17 protein-coding genes are annotated in these 17,894 nt (G+C 61.8%); 7 read left to right on the top strand and 10 right to left on the bottom strand.

Annotation, left to right across the window (positions count from 1 at the left end):
* Nucleotides 1-461: 461 nt before the first annotated feature.
* Nucleotides 462-1,124, bottom strand: coding sequence for a CCXG family PEP-CTERM protein (locus HDE72_RS26720; protein ID WP_183748432.1), 663 nt, complete (start codon nucleotides 1,122-1,124; stop codon nucleotides 462-464).
* Between the two features lie 415 nt (nucleotides 1,125-1,539).
* Between HDE72_RS26720 and HDE72_RS26715 the strand changes: the two genes are divergently transcribed.
* Nucleotides 1,540-1,911: an MmcQ/YjbR family DNA-binding protein gene (locus tag HDE72_RS26715; protein WP_260176981.1), complete on the top strand. Its 372-nt coding sequence runs from the start codon at nucleotides 1,540-1,542 to the stop codon at nucleotides 1,909-1,911.
* Nucleotides 1,912-1,916: 5 nt separating this feature from the next.
* On the opposite strand, the gene HDE72_RS26710 is transcribed toward HDE72_RS26715, so the two are convergent.
* Nucleotides 1,917-2,537: a TetR/AcrR family transcriptional regulator gene (locus tag HDE72_RS26710; protein ID WP_183748429.1), complete on the bottom strand. Its 621-nt coding sequence runs from the start codon at nucleotides 2,535-2,537 to the stop codon at nucleotides 1,917-1,919.
* Between the two features lie 114 nt (nucleotides 2,538-2,651).
* On the opposite strand from HDE72_RS26710, the gene HDE72_RS26705 reads away from it, so the two are divergent.
* The gene (locus HDE72_RS26705; RefSeq protein WP_183748427.1) at nucleotides 2,652-3,887 is read left to right on the top strand and encodes an MFS transporter; all 1,236 of its coding nucleotides are present in this window, start codon (nucleotides 2,652-2,654) and stop codon (nucleotides 3,885-3,887) included.
* Here the strand turns inward: HDE72_RS26705 and HDE72_RS26700 are convergent.
* A complete protein-coding gene (locus HDE72_RS26700; RefSeq protein WP_183748425.1) occupies nucleotides 3,884-4,186 on the bottom strand; it encodes a hypothetical protein in 303 nt (100 codons plus the stop codon). The genes HDE72_RS26705 and HDE72_RS26700 overlap by 4 nt on opposite strands.
* Before the next feature lie 58 nt (nucleotides 4,187-4,244).
* Nucleotides 4,245-5,426 (bottom strand): PQQ-dependent sugar dehydrogenase, encoded by a 1,182-nt coding sequence (locus tag HDE72_RS26695; protein WP_183748423.1) that lies wholly within the window; start codon nucleotides 5,424-5,426, stop codon nucleotides 4,245-4,247.
* Nucleotides 5,427-5,642: 216 nt separating this feature from the next.
* On the opposite strand from HDE72_RS26695, the gene HDE72_RS26690 reads away from it, so the two are divergent.
* From HDE72_RS26690 to HDE72_RS26670, 5 genes are read left to right on the top strand one after another with little or no spacing between them, the layout of a single operon-like run.
* Nucleotides 5,643-6,812, top strand: coding sequence for an efflux RND transporter periplasmic adaptor subunit (locus tag HDE72_RS26690; protein ID WP_183748421.1), 1,170 nt, complete (start codon nucleotides 5,643-5,645; stop codon nucleotides 6,810-6,812).
* A gap of 10 nt (nucleotides 6,813-6,822) precedes the next feature.
* The gene (locus HDE72_RS26685; protein WP_183748418.1) at nucleotides 6,823-9,975 is read left to right on the top strand and encodes an efflux RND transporter permease subunit; all 3,153 of its coding nucleotides are present in this window, start codon (nucleotides 6,823-6,825) and stop codon (nucleotides 9,973-9,975) included.
* Nucleotides 9,972-11,405 carry an efflux transporter outer membrane subunit gene (locus HDE72_RS26680; protein WP_183748416.1) on the top strand — a complete coding sequence of 478 codons (1,434 nt, stop codon included), beginning with the start codon at nucleotides 9,972-9,974 and terminating at the stop codon, nucleotides 11,403-11,405. Before HDE72_RS26685 ends, HDE72_RS26680 begins: the two co-directional genes overlap by 4 nt.
* Before the next feature lie 17 nt (nucleotides 11,406-11,422).
* Nucleotides 11,423-12,103 carry a winged helix-turn-helix domain-containing protein gene (locus HDE72_RS26675; RefSeq protein WP_183748414.1) on the top strand — a complete coding sequence of 227 codons (681 nt, stop codon included), beginning with the start codon at nucleotides 11,423-11,425 and terminating at the stop codon, nucleotides 12,101-12,103.
* Nucleotides 12,096-13,496 (top strand): sensor histidine kinase, encoded by a 1,401-nt coding sequence (locus HDE72_RS26670; RefSeq protein ID WP_183748412.1) that lies wholly within the window; start codon nucleotides 12,096-12,098, stop codon nucleotides 13,494-13,496. The genes HDE72_RS26675 and HDE72_RS26670 overlap by 8 nt, the downstream gene beginning before the upstream one ends.
* Before the next feature lie 8 nt (nucleotides 13,497-13,504).
* Here HDE72_RS26670 and ispF read toward each other — a convergent pair whose 3' ends face one another.
* From ispF to nuoN, 6 genes are all read right to left on the bottom strand, one after another.
* Entirely contained in the window at nucleotides 13,505-13,999 is a 495-nt protein-coding gene (gene ispF, locus HDE72_RS26665; RefSeq protein WP_183748410.1) for a 2-C-methyl-D-erythritol 2,4-cyclodiphosphate synthase, read from the bottom strand.
* A gap of 8 nt (nucleotides 14,000-14,007) precedes the next feature.
* Entirely contained in the window at nucleotides 14,008-14,709 is a 702-nt protein-coding gene (gene ispD / locus HDE72_RS26660; RefSeq protein ID WP_183748408.1) for a 2-C-methyl-D-erythritol 4-phosphate cytidylyltransferase, read from the bottom strand.
* A gap of 8 nt (nucleotides 14,710-14,717) precedes the next feature.
* Nucleotides 14,718-15,413 carry a hypothetical protein gene (locus HDE72_RS26655; RefSeq protein WP_183748406.1) on the bottom strand — a complete coding sequence of 232 codons (696 nt, stop codon included), beginning with the start codon at nucleotides 15,411-15,413 and terminating at the stop codon, nucleotides 14,718-14,720.
* Between the two features lie 8 nt (nucleotides 15,414-15,421).
* The gene (locus HDE72_RS26650) at nucleotides 15,422-15,979 is read right to left on the bottom strand and encodes an NUDIX domain-containing protein (protein WP_183748404.1); all 558 of its coding nucleotides are present in this window, start codon (nucleotides 15,977-15,979) and stop codon (nucleotides 15,422-15,424) included.
* 80 nt (nucleotides 15,980-16,059) lie between these two features.
* A complete protein-coding gene (locus tag HDE72_RS26645) occupies nucleotides 16,060-16,383 on the bottom strand; it encodes a DUF2818 family protein (RefSeq protein ID WP_183748402.1) in 324 nt (107 codons plus the stop codon).
* Nucleotides 16,384-16,386: 3 nt separating this feature from the next.
* A complete protein-coding gene (nuoN, locus tag HDE72_RS26640; RefSeq protein ID WP_183748400.1) occupies nucleotides 16,387-17,889 on the bottom strand; it encodes an NADH-quinone oxidoreductase subunit NuoN in 1,503 nt (500 codons plus the stop codon).
* Between the last annotated feature and the right edge of the window lie 5 nt (nucleotides 17,890-17,894).

Below are 17,894 nucleotides of genomic sequence, written 5' to 3'. Positions count from 1 at the left end.
ATGCTGCTTGAATAGTCCGCTCCCGAACTCGATTCAATCAAGCTAATCACTTCCTCCGGAGTAACGTGACCGCTATGCAAAAGATTCTTGACGTCGATAGCATGACGGACTTCGTGAGAGTAGGCGCGCAGGCTCAGGGCCTGTAACACTTTCTGTCTTGCGTATTTATAGCCTATTCGAGTTTCCATTATACGACGATCCTCGTATTATGTTTGGATTTTTACGAAAATATTCGTAAACCACCGCCGCCGTCTCGAAATGAATGCAAAAAGACAATAAGCTGAGCTGGCGGAGCACATGTGCTTGTACTCCAGCGATGCTAATCCCCGGCCGTAAATCCGATGCGATTATCCGCAAACTACAGCTGATTTCTGCGCCTACTTTCCGCATTGGCCAGGCAGCAAAAAGCCCGCGCATGCATTGCTGCATGCGCGGGCTTTGTCAATCTGGTGCGGTGGCGCTCAGACCTTGAACTGGACCGAACGGGTGCGGCGTGCCGTAAAACCCAGCAAGCCCAGGCCGATCAGCAGCATGGCGTAGGTCGATGGTTCCGGCACGATGGACACCAGGCCATCGGATGAGCCGAAACTGGTGAAGTTACCTTTTCCGTACTGGAACTGCACTTGCTGGCTGCCATCGCAACAGCCTTCCACGCCATAAATGCTCAAGACATGGTTGCCTGGCGCCAGGTGGATAGAAGCGCTGAGATACTGGCTGGCATCGGCATAGCTGCGACCCCACACCATATCGCTGGACTTGAAGTCCAGCGCCACGCCGTCGAGGAACAGGGCGCCACCCTTGGCAAAGTCCAGGCCGGCACGGAAATTCCAGATGCCCGCCTGGGCCGCGCTGACGCCAAAATTGATGCTCGACTTGAACGCCACATTGGCGCCGCTGCCGGACACCTTGCTATTCTTGACGTTATCGTAGCTGCTAATCATGGTCGTGCCGTCGCCCTTGCCAGGTGCAGCGATGGCGGCATCGACTACCTCCTGATAGGCGGCGGCGCTAGCTTGCGCGCCGGCTTCCGAAAAGCCGGTGGAAAGCAAAATGGTGCTGGCGTTGGCATGCGCAAATGCAGCAACGGCGATCAGGGAGAGCGCGGCTTGGGAAAAAAATTTCATGATGGTATCCAATCAGGGCATGGAAGCGCCTCAGCTGAGCCACGCTATGTTGAGGCGTGTCAGCGCTGCGCTGGCAATGTCAAAGAGGATGAGCGGCCGGTGGCATGATCTCCCACAGAAAAGCGGGCTGCGGCGCGGGGCGCGGCATGTCCTGGCAAGGGTTCGGGTTACCGGGACAAGATCAAACGGTTGACGGGTCGAAAGAAATAACGACTCCATTCTAACCTGATTAGTTCTTGAGAAAATTATTTTTTATCATTAAATATTTTCTTGAGGCAAGTATTACAGCTAGGTAGGCAGGCTGTTTCCCCATGGCAGATTGTCGTTTTCGCACCACAGGAAATGCTGCCGCTGTCGCAAGCTGTCTGTTTCTTTTCACACCAAGGCGCACCACGCAATGAAACAGCATGGCAGAATGGATACACGCTACGATACGTCCGCAAGGGAGAAACAGGAAATGGTTGATCTGGAAGAACTACGCTATCTGGCCCTGTCGTTCCCCGATACCACCGAGGAAGAGCACCACGACCGGCCGGCCTTTCGCGTGGGTGGCAAGATCTTCGCCACCCTGCCCGACGACGACCACATCAACGTGCTGCTCGATGCGGAAGCGGCGCACATCGCCACCGTCATCACGCCGTCCGGCTGCGAAAAATTGTGGTGGGGCGAACGCCTGGCAGGCATCACCGTGCGCCTGGCCGATGCCGAACTGGACATGCTCGCCGTGGCCCTGACGGCCGCCTGGCGGCGCAAGGCGCCCAGCGACCTGGCACGCAGCATCGACTAATCAGCTTACAAGGGCCAATTCCGCAGCAACAAGGCCACCATCTGGTGCAGTTGCACCCGCGACACCCCGGCGGCCGCCTGGATGGCCATGCCTTGCGACAGGGTCACCACGAAGCGCGCCTGCTGTTCCGGGCACGAGTCGGGCGGCAAATCCCCTTCCTCCCTGGCGCGCTGCAAACGCTCACGCAACTTGATCTCGCCGCGCAGCCGGCGCGCAAACAATTCATCGCGGATCGGCAAGGCATCGTCGCTGCAAGCGAGCGCTGCATTGACGCCCATGCAGCCATGCGGGCCTTCGGGTGCCGTCTGCGCATCGACATACTGGGTCAGCATCGCTTCGACCACCTGGCGCGCCGTCGGCTGTTCCAGTGCCGCATCGAAAAACTGCATGCGCGTATCGCTGTAGCGCTCCAGCGCCTTGTGAAATAGCTGCTCCTTGTTGCCGAACACGGCATACAAGCTGGGCCGGTTCATGCCCATGGCGCGCGTCAATTCAGGCAGCGAGCTGCCTTCATAGCCTTTTTCCCAAAACACTTTCATGGCGCAATCGAGCGCCTCGTCTTCATCGAAAGTGCGTGGCCGACCTGTCTTGGCCTTGACGGTCTCTGTTTTTTTATCTTGCTTCATATTTTGTTTTTTACTGATCGGTAAAAAATTAATTGACAACGATGTGCACCTTCCCCGATTATATACCGACCGGTTAAAAATACTATCGCCACCTATCTGCCTTTGGAGTGTCACATGCAACTACCCTCTTCCCCATCCACGTCCGCGCCCGCCAGCGATGGCGATACCGCGCTGGGACCATGGCTGTCCGTGCTATCGGTCGGCATCGGCGCCTTCGCCCTCGTCACCTCCGAACTCCTGCCGGTCGGCCTGCTGCCTTCCATGGCGGCCGAACTGGCCATCAGCAAGGGCCAGGCAGGGCTGATGATCACCACACCCGGCATTATCGCCGCCTTTGCCGCCATCTTCGTCACCGTTGGCTCGGGCCGCCTGGACCGGCGCATCGTGCTGCTGTCCCTGACCGCCTTGCTGGTGGCATCGAACTTGCTGGTGGCGCTGGCGCCTTCGTTTGGCTGGATACTGCTGGGCCGCGCCATGCTGGGCGTGGGCGTGGGCGGCTTCTGGGCCATCGGCACGGCCATCGGACCGCGCCTGGTGTCGATGCAACATGCGCCGCGCGCCATGTCCATCATCTTTGCCGGCGTCTCGCTGGGCACGGTGGCGGGCGTACCAGCCGGCGCGCTGGTCGGCGAACTGGTGGGCTGGCGCGTGGCCTTCGGCGCGGCCAGCGCGATCGCCGTGCTGGTCTTCATCGGCCAGTTGTTCCTGCTGCCCAAGCTGCCGCCCACGCAAGCCATCCGCCTGCGCCAGTTGCCAATGATCTTCGGCATCCGCAGGGCAAGACTGGGCCTGCTCGCCACCGCCATGCTGTTTACGGGCCAGTTCGCCGCCTACACCTATATCGCCCCCTTCCTGACACAGATTTCGCACCTGTCGGCCGGCACCATCAGCGCCATGCTGCTGGTATATGGCGCAACCGGTTTCATCGGCAACATCATCGGTGGCTGGGCGGCCGGCCGCAGCGAACGGCTGACCTTAACGCTGACGGGCGCGCTGCTGTGCCTGGCCACTTTGGCGCTGGCCGGCTTTGGCAGCAACCAGATCGCCGCCATACTGATCGTGGCCATCTGGGGCTTTGGCTTTGGCGCCATGCCGATCGCCGTGCAAACCTGGATGTACAAGGCGGCGCCGCACCTGATGGAAGGCAGCAGCGCCCTGTTCGTGGCCATCGTGCAAGCCTCGCTGGCTTCGGGCGCACTGATCGGTGGTATTTCGGTGGACCGCCTGGGCGTGGTCAGCGCGATGGTGCTCGGCGGCCTGTTCGCTCTCGGCTGCACACTGACCATCTGGATCTTTGGCAAGGAACGGGCGACAGTGCAGACAGCTGACTCCACGGCTTGTGAAGCTTAAATACGGCCGCGCCTGAATTCGCCGAGGAATTTTTTGACTTCGGCTGTCGTCATGGGCACATCGGCGTCGCCGTGATAGGCGTATAAAAAAGGCGGGCCGCCCAGGCGGTCCGTCAGCTTGGCAAACAGTAAAAAGCGGCTGCCCAGCGGATACCTATCCAGGTCGGCCAGGCGGCGCGAACACTGCACGTTCAGTTCCGGCGAAAACGCCTGTCCCGGCACGGGGCGTATTTCCACCTTACCCCTTACTTCGCGCGATTCCACCGCCACCTGCCGGTATGCATACGTATCACGGGCCATGCCGCCACCTCTTTCACGCAAAGGCGCCATCTTAAGCGAAGACGGCGCCCATGGGCGGCTACTGGGCAACAATGCGCAGCAAGCGGCCGTTCTCTTCATCGGTCAAGGCATACAGATAACCGTCCGGTCCCTGCCTGACGTCGCGCACACGTGCACCGATGGCCAGCCTGTCTTGCCCAATGACATTACCCTTGGCGTCCAGCGCGACCCGGCGGATATCCTTCGAGGCCAGGCCGCCGCTGAACACGCTGCCGCGCCAGGCGGGGATCTTGTCACCCGTGTAAAACGCCAGGCCCGACGGTCCCGGCGACGGCACCCAGGCCACGGTCGGATTGATCATGCCGGCCACTTCGTGCTTGCCCACCGGCTCATGCGTCTGGTAATCGGCGCCATACCCCTGCAAAGGCCAGCCATAGTTGCCGCCAGCGACGATCAGATTCAATTCATCGCCGCCACGCGGGCCGTGTTCCGTGGCCCACACACGGCCCGAGACAGGGTCGCGCGCCAGGCCCTGCACATTACGATGACCTATCGACCACAGTTCCGGCACGGCGCCTTTTGCGGCCAGCGGATTGCCGGGCGCCGGCTTGCCCTCATCCGTCAGGCGCAGGATGGAACCGAGGTGGGTGGCCAGGTTTTGCGCCTGCTCGCGCGCCAGGCGGTCGCCTATGCGCAGCGGCGGATTGCCGCCATCGGCCACGCTCATCAGCAAAGTGCCGTCCGGCAGCCACAGCAGGCGCGAGCCGAAATGCTGGCCGCCGCTCTTGTCGGTACCCACCTTGAACAGGGTCTTGATACCCGTCACCTGCTTGCCATCGAACACGCCTTGCACCAGGGTCGTGCGGTTGGCCTCGTTGGTGCCGGTCGACACCGTCATGTAGACCCTTGGGTTGGCTTTATCGGCATCTTGCGGATGAATCACGATATCGAGCAAGCCACCCTGCCCGCCCGCAAACACGGCCGGCATGCCGACCAGCGGCACGGCCTCGAATTGCTGGCCATTCAGGATATGCAGGCTGCCCTGCTTGCTGGTCACCAGCGCGCGGCCATCGCCCAGCCAGGCGATACCCCAGGGCTGGCGCACGCCCTCGGCCACGGTGACGGCTTTCCAAGCCTGCTTCGCGGCCGGTGGCTCGCCGCTGGCAGCCAGTTCGGCGTGGGCAGGCAAAGCCAGGGATAGCAGCGCGGCCGCGATGGCGGTCGCGCGCAAGGAGCGAGATAAATGGGTGGTGCGGGACATGGTTTCTCCTGTAAAAAAGCCAGCTTTATCGTCTCGGCATGTTTGCCGTAAAGCCAAGTATGGCATGAGTATCTCCTGAGCATGGTTCAGCAGGCCGAAGCAAGCCCGTCAAACATTAAAAAACTTTAATCCAATGCAAAGGCTGGGGTAAGCGGGGTGCAGGCATAGTGCAATGCAACAAAATCCCGTTACCAACACGACCCTGGAATCGCGTCTATGCCTGCCTTGCTCCGCCTTCGCCCCGCCCTTGTTCCCTGCCTGTGCCTGACCGCGCTGGCAGCCTGCAGCCCTGCCCCGAAAAATGCGACCAGCACCACGCCAGAAGTGACCGTGTTGACGGTGCACCATGGCGCCGTGCCGCTCAGCGTAGAATTACCGGGCCGTACTGCCCCTTTCCTGATCGCCGAAGTGCGCGCCCGCGTCGATGGCGTGGTCTTGCAGCGCAGCTATACGGAAGGCGCCGATGTGCGCGCCGGCCAGGCGCTGTACCAGATCGACCCTGCCCCCTACCGCGCCACCCTGGCCAGCGCCGAAGCAGCGCTGCAAAAGGCCGAGGCCAACCTGGCTACCAACGATGCCCAGCTGACGCGCTACAAGGTGCTGATCAAGGGCAACGCCATTAGCCAGCAGGCGTATGACAACGCGCTGGCGGCGCAGCTGCAATCGGCTGCCGACGTGGCCGCCGCGAAAGCTGCCACCACCACCGCCCGCATCAACCTGGGCTACACCAGCGTGGTGTCGCCAATTGCCGGGCGCAGCAGCGTGTCGCAAGTGACGCAGGGCGGCTATGTGCAGGGCGGCGTCGCTACCTTGCTGACCACGGTGCAGCAGATCGACCCGATGTACGTGGACGTGCAGCAATCGTCGGCCGAAGGCCTGGCGCTGCGCGATGCACTCGTTTCGGGACGTTTGAAGGCTAACGGTGCAGAGCAGGCGGAAGTGAACCTGACCCTGGAAAATGGCAGTACCTACGCCCACAAGGGCACCCTGGAGTTTTCCGGCGTGACCGTCAACCCGGCCACCGGTTCGGTGACCCTGCGCGCGCGCTTCCCGAATCCGGAACACCTGCTGTTGCCAGGCATGTTCGTGCGCGCCGAAGTGGGCCAGGGCTTGCAGCAAAATGTCATGCAAATTCCTGCCTCGTCCGTCACGCGCGACCCGCAAGGCCAGGCCACCGTGATGCTGGCCAATGCCGAGGGCAAGGCGGAGGTGCGCACCGTGGTGGCCAACACCTTGCTGCACGGCCAGTGGCTGGTCGAGAGCGGTTTGAAAGATGGCGAACGCGTGATCATCGGCGGCACGCAAAAACTGGTGCCTGGCGTTGCCGTCAAGGTAATGCCTGAAGCGGCCACAACAGCTCCAGCGGCAGCGCTGGCGCAGAAATAAGGCTGGCACCATGTCACGTTTCTTTATACGCCGCCCCATTTTCGCCATCGTCCTGTCGCTGATCCTGATGCTGGTCGGCGGCATCGCCGTCTTCAAGCTGCCGGTCGAGCAATTCCCTCCCGTCTCGCCGCCGGTAGTGCAGATCGCCGCCACCTTCCCTGGCGCCTCCGCAGAAACCATGCAAAACACGGTGATCCAGGTCATCGAGCAGCAAATGAGCGGCATCGACAACCTGCTGTATATGTCGTCGATCAGCGATGACACCGGCCAGTCGACCACCACCATGACCTTCGCGCCGGGCACCGATCCGGACATCGCCCAGGTCCAGGTGCAAAACAAGCTGCAGGTGGCGACTTCGCGCCTGCCGGCCGAAGTGCAGCAAACCGGCTTGCGCGTGAGCAAGTCCACCAACGATTTCCTGATCGTGGCCGGCTTTGTTTCCGACGACAACAGCATGACCAAGTTCGACATCGCCAACTATGTGGCCTCGAACGTGCAAGACCCGATCAGCCGCCTGCCTGGCGTGGGCAGCCTGACACTGTTCGGTACCCAGTTCGCCATGCGCATCTGGCTCGACCCGGTCAAGCTGACCAGCTACGGCTTGACGCCTATTGATGTGAACCAGGCCATCGCTGCGCAAAACGTGCAGATTTCCGGCGGCCAGCTGGGTGGCACGCCATCCGTGCAAGGCCAGCAACTGAGCGCCACCATCAGCGAAGCAACCCTGCTGCGCACGCCGGACCAATTCGGCCGCATCCTGCTGAAAGTGCAAGCTGACGGCTCGCGCGTGCGCCTGTCCGACGTAGCCCGCATCGCGCTGGGACCTGAAAACTACAATGCCGACGTGCGCTACAAAGGCAAGAGCGCGTCCGCCCTGGGTATTCAGCTCGCGCCGGGCGCCAATGCCCTGGCCACGGCCGATGTGGTGCGTTCGCGCCTGGCAGAACTGTCACGCTTTTTCCCGCATGGCTTGCGCGTCGTGTATCCGAACGATGTGACGCCCTTCATCAAGGTATCCATCGAAGAAGTGGTGAAAACCCTCATCGAAGGTATCGTGCTGGTGTTCCTGGTGATGTATCTGTTCCTGCAAAACGTGCGCGCCACCCTGATCCCCTCGATCACCGTGCCGGTGGTATTGCTCGGTACGTTCGGCATCATGTCGGCAATGGGCTTTACCATCAATACCCTGTCGATGTTCGGCCTGGTGCTGGCGATCGGCTTGCTGGTCGATGACGCCATCGTGGTGGTGGAAAACGTCGAGCGGGTGATGCACGAAGACGGCTTGCCGCCATTCGAGGCCACGCAAAAAGCCATGGGCCAGATCAGCAGCGCGCTGATCGGCGTGGCACTGGTGCTGTGCGCCGTGTTCGTGCCAGTGGCTTTCTCCAGCGGCACCGTAGGCGCCATCTACCGCGAATTCTCGCTCACCATCGTCGCCTCGATGCTGCTGTCGGTGTTTGTGGCGCTGACCCTGACGCCGGCCCTGTGCGCCATGCTGCTCAAGCGCCCTGATCCGGAGCACTATGAAAAAGGCGGCTTCTTTGGCTGGTTCAACCGTTCCTTCGACGCCCGCCGCGATGGCTACCTGGGCGGCGTGGCCAGCATCGTGCGCAACAAGCGCGTGTGGCTGGTGCTGTACCTGGCCATCATCGGCGTGGTGATCGCCCTGTTCCTGCATCTGCCTAGCGGCTTCCTGCCGAACGAAGACCAGGGTTATATGTTCGTGCAGGTGCAGACGCCGGCCGGCAGCACCCAGGAACATACGGGCGCCGTGCTCGATGAAGTGAGCAGCTACCTGCTGAAAAACGAGGGCGCGATGGTCGATGCCACGGTGACCATCAACGGTGCGAACTCGAACGGCCGCGGCCAGAACCTGGGCCGTTTGTTCCTGCATTTGCGTCCCTGGGATGAGCGCAAGGGCGAAAAACTGTCGGTCGCTGCCCTCAGCGCACGCGTCGCCGCCCACTACGCCAACTATCAGGGCGCCCTGATCACACCGATCGAACCACCGCCTATCCGCAGCCTGGGCTCTGCATCCGGTTTCGACTTCCAGTTGCAGGACCGCGGCAACCTGGGCCACGATGCGCTGGCCAAGGCGCGCGACCAGTTGCTCGAACTGGCCCGCAAGGACCCGGACCTGCTGCAAGTGCGCTACACGGGCCTGGCCGACAATCCGACCTACAAGATCGACATCGACCATGAGAAAGCGGCCGCACTGGGCGTTTCGCTGACCGATATCGATCAGACTTTCTCGACCGCCTGGGGTTCGAAGTACATCAATAACTTCTTCGACGTCGATAGCCGCATCAAGCGCGTGTATGTACAGGCTGATGCGCAATACCGCATGAATCCTGATGATCTGAAACTGCTGTATGTACGCAACAAGCAGGGCGATATGGTGCCATTCTCGGCATTTGCCACCGCCGTCTGGTCGTGGGGCGCACCGGCCATGCAGCGTTACAACGGCGTGGAATCGGCAGAAATCCTGGGCAAACCGGCAGTTGGCAAGAGTACCGGCCAGGCCATGATCGCGATGGAACGGCTGGCGCAGCAATTGCCACCGGGCATAGGCTACGAGTGGAGCGGCATTTCGCTGCAGGAATCGCAAGCCGGTGCGCAAGCGCCGCTGCTGTACGGCCTGTCCATCCTGGTGGTGTTTTTGAGCCTGGCAGCGCTGTATGAGAGCTGGTCGGTGCCGCTGTCCGTGATCCTGGTGGTGCCGATTGGCGTGCTCGGTGCACTGGGCGCCGCCAGCCTGTTCGGCATGCAGAACGATGTGTACTTCCAGGTTGGCCTGTTGACCACCATCGGCCTGTCGGCCAAGAACGCGATCCTGATCGTGGAATTTGCGCGTGAATTGCAAGAGCATGGCGCTACCTCGCTGACGGCCGCCATGCAGGCAGCCAAACTGCGTCTGCGCCCGATTATCATGACCTCGATGGCCTTCGTGCTCGGTGTGCTGCCACTGGCGCTGGCCACCGGCGCTGGCGCGGCCAGCCAGAAAGCACTGGGCATCGGCGTGATCGGCGGCATGCTGAGCGCGACCTTCCTGGCGACCTTCATGATTCCCATGTTTTATGTATTGGTGGCAGGCAAGTCCAAAAAGACTGCCGAGACACACAGCGCACCAGCCGCACCCGCCGTCGAAGGAGCACCGCAATGACTTATCTGAAAACCATCGCGGCCGCCGTCAGCGCCGCCCTGCTGGCTGGCTGCAGCCTGCAGGAACCGTATGTGCGTCCTGATACGACGGCGCAGGCGGCCTACCCGGCCGGTAACGCCTACCCAGGCGCCGGCGCAACAAGCAACACGACGGCAGCAGCCGACACCGGCTGGGCCGAGTTTTTAGGCGATCCTGCGCTACGCCGCCTGGTCGGCATCGCGCTGGAAAACAACCGTGACCTGCGCGTGGCCATGCTGCGCGTGGAACAGGCGCGGGCGCAGCTGCAATTGCAGCGCGCCGCCCTGGTGCCGCAAGTGGGCTTGGCGGCCGGCAGCAGCGACAGCAAGAACAATTCGTCCAGCAGCGACGACGCCAACCGCAACCATGCTCCGCTACATACGCAAAGCGTGGGCTTGTCGGCCTCGTGGGAAGCCGATTTCTTTGGCCGTCTGCAAAGCCTGAGCGACGAAGCGCGCGAGCAATACCTGGCGACATCCTATGCACGCCAGGCAGTGCAAATCACGCTGGTGGCGCAAGTGAGCGAGCAATACCTGACCTGGCTGGCCGCCGGCGAACAGCTGGCCGTCAGCGATTCGACGGTGGCGGCGGCGCAGGAATCGTGGCGCATCAACAAGCTGCGCTATGACACGGGCAGCGGTTCGGAAATCGACGCCACCCTGGCGCTGGGCATCTTGCAGCAGGCGCAAGCGAACCAGACCGCGCAGACGCGCTTGAAGGCGCAAGCGGAAAACGCGCTGGTGCTGCTGCTGGGCCAAGCCCTGCCGGCCGACTTGCCAGCCGCCGTGCCGCTGCGCCAGCTGACCCTGATGGCCGACGTGCCGGCCGGCCTGCCTTCCGACCTGCTGCTGCGCCGCCCTGACGTGCAGCAGGCCGAAGCACAGCTGCGGGCCGAAAACGCGCATATCGGCGCGGCGCGGGCCGCCTTCTTCCCGCGCATCACCCTGACGGCGGCGGCCGGCACGGCCAGTTCCGGGCTGGGCAGCCTGTTCCAGGCTGGCTCGGGCGCCTGGACGTTTGCGCCGCAATTGCTGCTGCCCCTGTTCGACGGCGGCGCCAACCAGGCCAATCTGGACGCGGCGCGCATCGGCAAGGATATAGGCGTCGCGCAATACCAGAAAAGTGTACAGTCAGCTTTCCGCGAAGTGGCCGACGGCCTGGCCGCGCGTGGCACCTATGACAAGGAACTGGAATCGCGCCAGCAATACAGCGATACCCAGCAACGCCGTCTGGTCCTGGCCGAGTTGCGTTACAACAATGGTATCGATGACTATCTGAGCGTACTGAGCGCAAAGACTGACCTGTACAATGCGCAAACCGCGCTCGTAACGGCGCGCCTGAACCGCTGGAACAGCATGCTGGAGCTGTACCGGGCACTGGGCGGTGGCTGGCGCGAGCATAGCGCGACCTGATCAAGACGAGGCTGGCAGTGAAATTACTCTTAGTGGAAGACAACGAACGCGTTTCGCGTTTCGTCATCAAGGGCTTGAGTGAGGCGGGACACACCGTCGACCATGCCGATAATGGCCGCGACGGCATGTACCACGCCGTCAGCGCCACCTATGACGCCATCATCATGGACCGGCTGTTGCCGGGAGGCATAGATGGGCTGGTGATCGTGGAAACGCTGCGCAAGAGCGGCAACCGCGTGCCCATCCTGATCCTCAGCGCCCTCGATGGCGTGGATGACCGTATCCGCGGCTTGAAGAGCGGCGGCGACGATTATCTGATCAAGCCCTTTGCCTTTGGAGAACTGCTGGCCCGCCTCGATGCGCTGCTGCGCCGCTCGCAGGAAAAAAGCGTGGAAACGAGCTTGTCGCTGGGCGGCCTGACGATCGACTTGCTGACCCACAAGGTCATGCGGGACGGCCGCCAGCTGACCCTGCAGCCACGCGAATTCAAGCTGCTGGAGTATCTGCTGCGCCATGCCAACCAGGTAGTGACCCGCACCATGCTGCTGGAAAACGTGTGGGATTACCATTTCGACCCGCAAACCAATGTGATCGACGTGCATATCAGCAAGCTGCGTCAAAAGATCGATGCCGGCTTTCCCACCCAGCTGCTGCGCACCGTGCGCAGCGCCGGCTATATGCTGAGCGACCATGCCTAAACTATTGCCCCGCCTGAGCCTGCCCGGCTTTTCCGCGCGCACCCTGGCCATCGGCTACGTGGCCGTCAGCCTGATCGTGCTGGCCATGTTCGCCGGCCCACTGTGGTTCAGCTGGAGCACCAACGTGGAACAGGTGCGCACGGAGCTGCTGCAATCGGACACCCATCGCTTGCACCAGCTCTACCTGCGCAATGGCCCCGAAGCGCTGGCCGCCGCCATCAATGCGCAAACAGGTACTTCCTACCAGGGCGTGGGCAAGCTGATGCTGCTGATCGGGCCGGACGGCAAGAAACTGGCCGGCAACCTTGATGAATGGCCCGTCAACGTTCACGGCAATAGCCAGCCCTGCGCCAAGCGCATCATGATCTATGGCCAGTATCAGAATGTGGAATTGACGAATGGTGTCTTGCCAGGCGGCTATCGGCTCCTGATTGCCAGCAGCTTGAACCGTTTTGAAAACCTGGAAGCCATCTTTATCTATGGCTTGCTGGGCTGCGCCGCCACCGTGCTGATGGTGGCCGTGCTGGGCGCCCTGCTGATACGGCGCGTGATGCTGAGCAAGGTAGACGGCATCAGCCAGACGACTACCGCCATCATCGCCGGCAAACTGTCACAGCGCCTGCCCGCCCCCAGCCAGGGCGACGACCTGGAAATGCTGACCCATACGGTCAACGGCATGCTGGACCAGATTGAACACCTGGTGCACAGCGTGCAGGATGTCTCGAATTCAATTGCGCACGACTTGCGCACGCCGCTGACGGAACTGCGCACGCGGCTGGAAGAATTGTCCGTCACGCGCCCGCCGGAAGCGGAAACCTATGCCGAGATTGACGCCGCCATCAACGATGTGGACCGCGTGATGGCCATCTTCAACGCGCTGCTGCGCCTGGCCGAAATCGATAGCGGAACGCGACGTGGCGGCTTCGTCCCCGTCGACCTGGCGCGCCTGACAGCCGAAGTGGCGGAGTTTTATCTGCCGGTGGCTGAATTGAATGAAATCAGCCTCACGTTCGAACCACGCGGCATGCTGCACACGGAAGGCGACCCGCTGCTGCTGGCGCAAGCCTTGGGCAACCTGGTGGAAAACGCGCTGAAATATGCGCCGGCCCAGGGCCGTATCGCCATCACGGCCCAGCGCTGCAATGAGCAATTGATACAACTGACAGTGGCCGACAATGGCCCCGGCGTGCCCGAACACGAACGGGCGCGCGTGGTGGAGCGCTTCTACCGCAGCGACAGCAGCCGCGGCACGCCAGGCGTGGGACTGGGCCTGGCGCTGGTGTCCTCGGTGGCGCGCCTGCATTGCGGCACGCTGGAACTGCAAGACAATCAACCAGGCCTGCGCGCCGTGCTCTACCTGGGCGTGCGGCCTACCGCGCCCATGCTCAACTAAACAACTAACTAAACCGGCAGCAACAGCGCCACCGCCTCGGCCGCGATCCCCTCTTCGCGGCCCAGGTAGCCCAGCTTTTCATTGGTCTTGGCCTTGATGTTGACCTGGCCGACCGTCACGCCCAGATCCTCGGCCACGTTGGCGCACATGGCGGCGATATGCGGCGCCATTTTCGGGCGCTGGGCGATGATGGTGGCGTCGACATTACCGATCACATAACCGGCAGCGCGCACGCGCAACGCGGCTTCACGCAGCAGTGTGCGCGAATCGGCGCCCTTGAACTGCACATCGGTATCGGGGAAATGGCGGCCGATGTCGCCCAGGGCGGCGGCGCCGAAGATGGCGTCCGTGATCGCGTGCAGCAGCACGTCGGCGTCGGAATGGCCCAGCAAACCCAGGTGATGGGGAATCTTCACGCCGCCGATGATCAGGTCGCGGTGTTCAACCAGTGCGTGGCAGTCGTAACCCTGGCCGATGCGGAAGGGAAGGATGGGAGTCGTCATGATGGTCTTCAAAAAGAATGGAGTAAATACAGCTCGGCCGCTTGTATATCGCGCGGCAAGGTCACTTTCAGGTTGCGCGGGTGGCCTTCAATCAGCCTGGGCGACAAGCCCAGCGCTTCGACGGCGCTGGCGTCATCGGTGATCGCCAGCGGATCAGGCGCTTCCGACAAGGCCCGCCGCAGCAGGGCATAACTGAACATTTGCGGCGTCTGCGCCAGCCACAGGCCATCGCGCGGCACGGTGGCGACCGACAGGCTACCCTGCCCTGCCCGCTTCACCGTATCGACCACCGGCAAGGCCAGCAAGCCGCCGGCCGGGTGATCAGCGGTTTCCATGATCAGTCTGGCGATCAGGGCCGGCGTCAAACCGGGCCGGGCCGCGTCGTGCACCAGCACCTGGTCGTGTTCATTGAGCTTGCCCCGCAGCAGCTGCAAGGCATTCAAAATCGTTTCCATGCGTGTGGCGCCGCCGCAGCGCAAGACCGTCACGCCATCGGCAGGCACGACGGCGTCGATCTGATCGTCGTCGGCGCTGACCACCACATAGCTGTGGGCGATCCACGGGCTGGCCAGGAAGGCGTCGAGCGCGTGGCGCAGCATGGGTTTGCCGGCAAGCGGCAGATACTGCTTGGGACTGGCCGCCTGCATGCGCGCACCCACGCCAGCGGCGGGAATCAGCGCAAAGTAGCGCGGCCTGGTTATTGTTGCCATTTTCTTCCTTACTTACTTGGTGGAACCTTGCCCGCCAATATATTCTGTATCTCGCCATTGCAGGCCTTGCCCAGGCGCGCATATTCCTGCGGAGAATCGATAGCGGCCTGCAACACTTCCACCTTGCTCATTTCCGCCTTGATGTAAGGCAACCAGCCCGTATCGATTTCGCGCGCCAGCGCTGCCTTGGCCGTGCCGCTGGGCGCATACAAAGGCCGCGCCTCGAAGCGTTTCGCCAGCGCGGCGCGGACGATTTTTTCCACCCGCGGCAGATGGTCCATATAAGTTTTCATATGCCGCAGTTCATGCGCCAGTATCTCATCATATGCGCAAGTGCCGGGAGCAAACTCACTGCCAATGTAAATCACCACCGGTGCATACGTGAGTTTGACAGCGATCTGCGGCGCCACGCATTCATAGCCGCTGGCCGCATCTTGCAGCATGGGGCCAGCCAGCGCGATAACTACCTGCGACTCGGTCTTGGTCAGGCCCAGCACCCAGGTGTTCGGCCGCGCCACGCCTTTCATGACAGTCAGCGCCTTGTAGGGCAGATGCGTATCGATGCTATAGCCATTCTGCTGCGCCGTCAGTACCGACACCGTCTTGCTGATGGTGTCTTCGCAGCGTATCTGGAATGGCGTGCGGGCGGCCGCCTGTGCTTGCAGCACAGGCAGCATCAATGCCAGCAGGATCAGCAGGCGCATGGGCGAACTCAGCGCGGTTGCCAGGCGCCGCTGGTGATCTTGTCCAGCCAAAAGATGCCGATCACCGTCTTCACGTCAGTGATCGTGCCGTCGCGCACCCAGTCCAGCAATTGCGGCACGGTGGCCGTAAACGTTTCCAGGAATTCGCCTTCGTCAAGCTGGCGTTCACCGGCCACCAGGCCGCGCGCCAGATACAGTTCCAGATGTTCGTCGGAATAGGCAATGGCGTTGTGGATGGTAGTGACAAATTGCCAGTCGCTGGCCGTGTAGCCCGTCTCTTCCAGCAATTCGCGCTGGGCGCACGCCAGATGGGCTTCACCGGCATCGATCTTGCCGGCCGGGAATTCGATGAACACGCGGTCCAGCGGATAACGGAACTGGCGCTCCATCAGCACCGTGCCATCGTCGAGCAGCGGCAAGATCACCACGGCGCCCGGATGCAAAATGAATTCGCGTGCCGTGATGCTGCCGTCAGGCAAAGTCACCCGGTCGCGCTGCACTTGCAAAAAGCCGCCCTTGTAGACGACTTCGCCATCGACCCTGGTTTCTATCAGCTTAGTATCCATATTCGTATCCATGCTCGTATCCATGCATTCCTCAGGTTCAATAAAAAACGGCGCCAGAGGCGCCGTTTAAAGGGATGTTGCTAGCGGCGTTTGCGCAGGTATTTCATCACAAAGCCTGGAAAGGCCAGCACCAGGAAGAGACAGCCGGTAATGGCATAAAACTCCCAGGTTTGCGGGAAGCCATTGCCGATGCGCGATTCCAGCGTGAAGGCGACGGCGCCGACGATGAAGTACAGCGCCACCATTTCCAGCAGGCGCAGGCCCAGCGGCTTGCGCCAGCCCTGCTCCGCTTGCGCCGCTTTTTTCAGCGGCACAAACGCCAGCAGTTTCTCGTTAAAGAAAGGCAGGTTGGCGGCCAGGATGCCCAGGACGATCACCAGCCAGCTGGAAGCGTTGACATCCATCGATCAGGACGCCAGGGTCTTGCTGATGGCCGTAGCGCAAGCAGCCAGCAGACCTTCAGGCAAGGCGCCCAGCACCAGTACCAGCACGCCGTTCAGGATCAGCACGACGCGCATGTCGCCATGCACCACCAGCGGATTGTTGTCGGTAGGCTCATCGAACCACATCATCTTGACGACGCGCAGGTAGTAGAAAGCACCGATCAGCGAGAACAGCACGGCAACCACGGTCAGCCAGATCTGGCCGGTCGCCAGCACCGAGGCCAGAACCGAGTACTTGGCCATGAAGCCCATCAGCGGCGGCACGCCAGCCAGCGAGAACATGAAGGCCGTCATCACCAGTGCGAACACCGGGCTGCGTTTGCCCAGGCCCTTGAAGTCAGCCAGTTCTTCTGCTTCGAAGCCGTTGCGGGCCAGCAGCATGATCACGCCAAAAGTACCCAGGGTGGTAAACACATAGGTCACCACATAATACATGGCCGAACCGTAGGCGGCGGCAGCGCCGGTAGCGTTCAGGGTGTTGTCCGGACCGGCAACTGTGCCAGCCATCAGGCCCAGCAGCACGAAGCCCATTTGCGCGATGGTCGAGTACGCCAACATCCGCTTCAGATTGGTTTGTGCGATCGCAGTGAAGTTACCAATCGCCAGCGACAGGACCGCCAGGATCAGCAGCATCTGTTGCCAGTCGTGCGCCATCGGCAGCAAGCCTTCCACCAGCAAACGCAGGGTGATGGCGAACGCAGCCAGTTTCGGCGCCGCGCCCAGCAGCAGGGTCACGGCAGTCGGCGAACCTTGATACACGTCAGGCACCCACATGTGGAATGGCACGACGCCCAGTTTGAAGGCCAGGCCGGCAACCAGGAACACCAGGCCGAAGACCATGATGGTGCCGTTGGCAGTACCGTTTTCCAGTGCTGCACGTACCAGGCCCAGGTCCAGCGTACCGGTGGCGCCGTACAGCATCGAGATACCGTACAACATGAAACCGGATGCCAGGGCGCCCAGGATGAAGTACTTCATGGCCGCTTCCGTGGCCTTGGCGTTGTCACGGCGCAGCGCGATCAGTGCGTACAGCGACAGCGACATCAGTTCCAGACCCAGGTAGATGATCAGGAAGCTGTTGGCCGAGATCATGATCATCTGGCCCAGCAGTGCAAACAGGGCCAGCACGTAGAACTCGCCGCCCAGGTTACCCGACAGCATGGTGCGGTCGGTAGCATAGCTGCGCGAGTAGATCAAGGTCAGCGCCACGGCGCCGTAGGAGAACAGTTTCAGCAGGTGCGACATCGGGTCTGCCACGAACATATTATTGAACGTGTAGACGGTGGTGCCGGCGTTGAAATCGCCCACGGTCAGGAAGGCGCAGCCTGCCAGGGTCAGCAGCGACAGCGCATATGTGTAGTTACGCTTCGCCGCAGGCAAGAACATATCGATCAGCAAGATGGCCGAGGTGGCAATCAGCAGAAAGATTTCCGCGTACAGCGGTACCAGATTAGGTGCATTAGTCATGTTAT

The organism is Janthinobacterium saanense (genome assembly GCF_014200675.1).
Taxonomy (GTDB): Bacteria; Pseudomonadota; Gammaproteobacteria; order Burkholderiales; family Burkholderiaceae_D; genus Janthinobacterium.
Note: the sequence above shows the minus strand (reverse complement) of the source record. Positions and strands in the feature narration are given on the sequence as shown.

Excerpts from the sequence above, each read along its gene's own strand:
- HDE72_RS26720 (WP_183748432.1), bottom strand. The coding sequence starts at position 1,124 with ATGAAATTTTTTTCCCAAGCCGCGCTCTCCCTGATCGCCGTTGCTGCA.
- HDE72_RS26715 (WP_260176981.1), top strand. The coding sequence starts at position 1,540 with ATGGATACACGCTACGATACGTCCGCAAGGGAGAAACAGGAAATGGTT.
- HDE72_RS26710 (WP_183748429.1), bottom strand. The coding sequence starts at position 2,537 with ATGAAGCAAGATAAAAAAACAGAGACCGTCAAGGCCAAGACAGGTCGG.
- HDE72_RS26705 (WP_183748427.1), top strand. The coding sequence starts at position 2,652 with ATGCAACTACCCTCTTCCCCATCCACGTCCGCGCCCGCCAGCGATGGC.
- HDE72_RS26700 (WP_183748425.1), bottom strand. The coding sequence starts at position 4,186 with ATGGCCCGTGATACGTATGCATACCGGCAGGTGGCGGTGGAATCGCGC.
- HDE72_RS26695 (WP_183748423.1), bottom strand. The coding sequence starts at position 5,426 with ATGTCCCGCACCACCCATTTATCTCGCTCCTTGCGCGCGACCGCCATC.
- HDE72_RS26690 (WP_183748421.1), top strand. The coding sequence starts at position 5,643 with ATGCCTGCCTTGCTCCGCCTTCGCCCCGCCCTTGTTCCCTGCCTGTGC.
- HDE72_RS26685 (WP_183748418.1), top strand. The coding sequence starts at position 6,823 with ATGTCACGTTTCTTTATACGCCGCCCCATTTTCGCCATCGTCCTGTCG.
- HDE72_RS26680 (WP_183748416.1), top strand. The coding sequence starts at position 9,972 with ATGACTTATCTGAAAACCATCGCGGCCGCCGTCAGCGCCGCCCTGCTG.
- HDE72_RS26670 (WP_183748412.1), top strand. The coding sequence starts at position 12,096 with ATGCCTAAACTATTGCCCCGCCTGAGCCTGCCCGGCTTTTCCGCGCGC.
- ispF (WP_183748410.1), bottom strand. The coding sequence starts at position 13,999 with ATGACGACTCCCATCCTTCCCTTCCGCATCGGCCAGGGTTACGACTGC.
- ispD (WP_183748408.1), bottom strand. The coding sequence starts at position 14,709 with ATGGCAACAATAACCAGGCCGCGCTACTTTGCGCTGATTCCCGCCGCT.
- HDE72_RS26655 (WP_183748406.1), bottom strand. The coding sequence starts at position 15,413 with ATGCGCCTGCTGATCCTGCTGGCATTGATGCTGCCTGTGCTGCAAGCA.
- HDE72_RS26650 (WP_183748404.1), bottom strand. The coding sequence starts at position 15,979 with ATGGATACTAAGCTGATAGAAACCAGGGTCGATGGCGAAGTCGTCTAC.
- HDE72_RS26645 (WP_183748402.1), bottom strand. The coding sequence starts at position 16,383 with ATGGATGTCAACGCTTCCAGCTGGCTGGTGATCGTCCTGGGCATCCTG.
- nuoN (WP_183748400.1), bottom strand. The coding sequence starts at position 17,889 with ATGACTAATGCACCTAATCTGGTACCGCTGTACGCGGAAATCTTTCTG.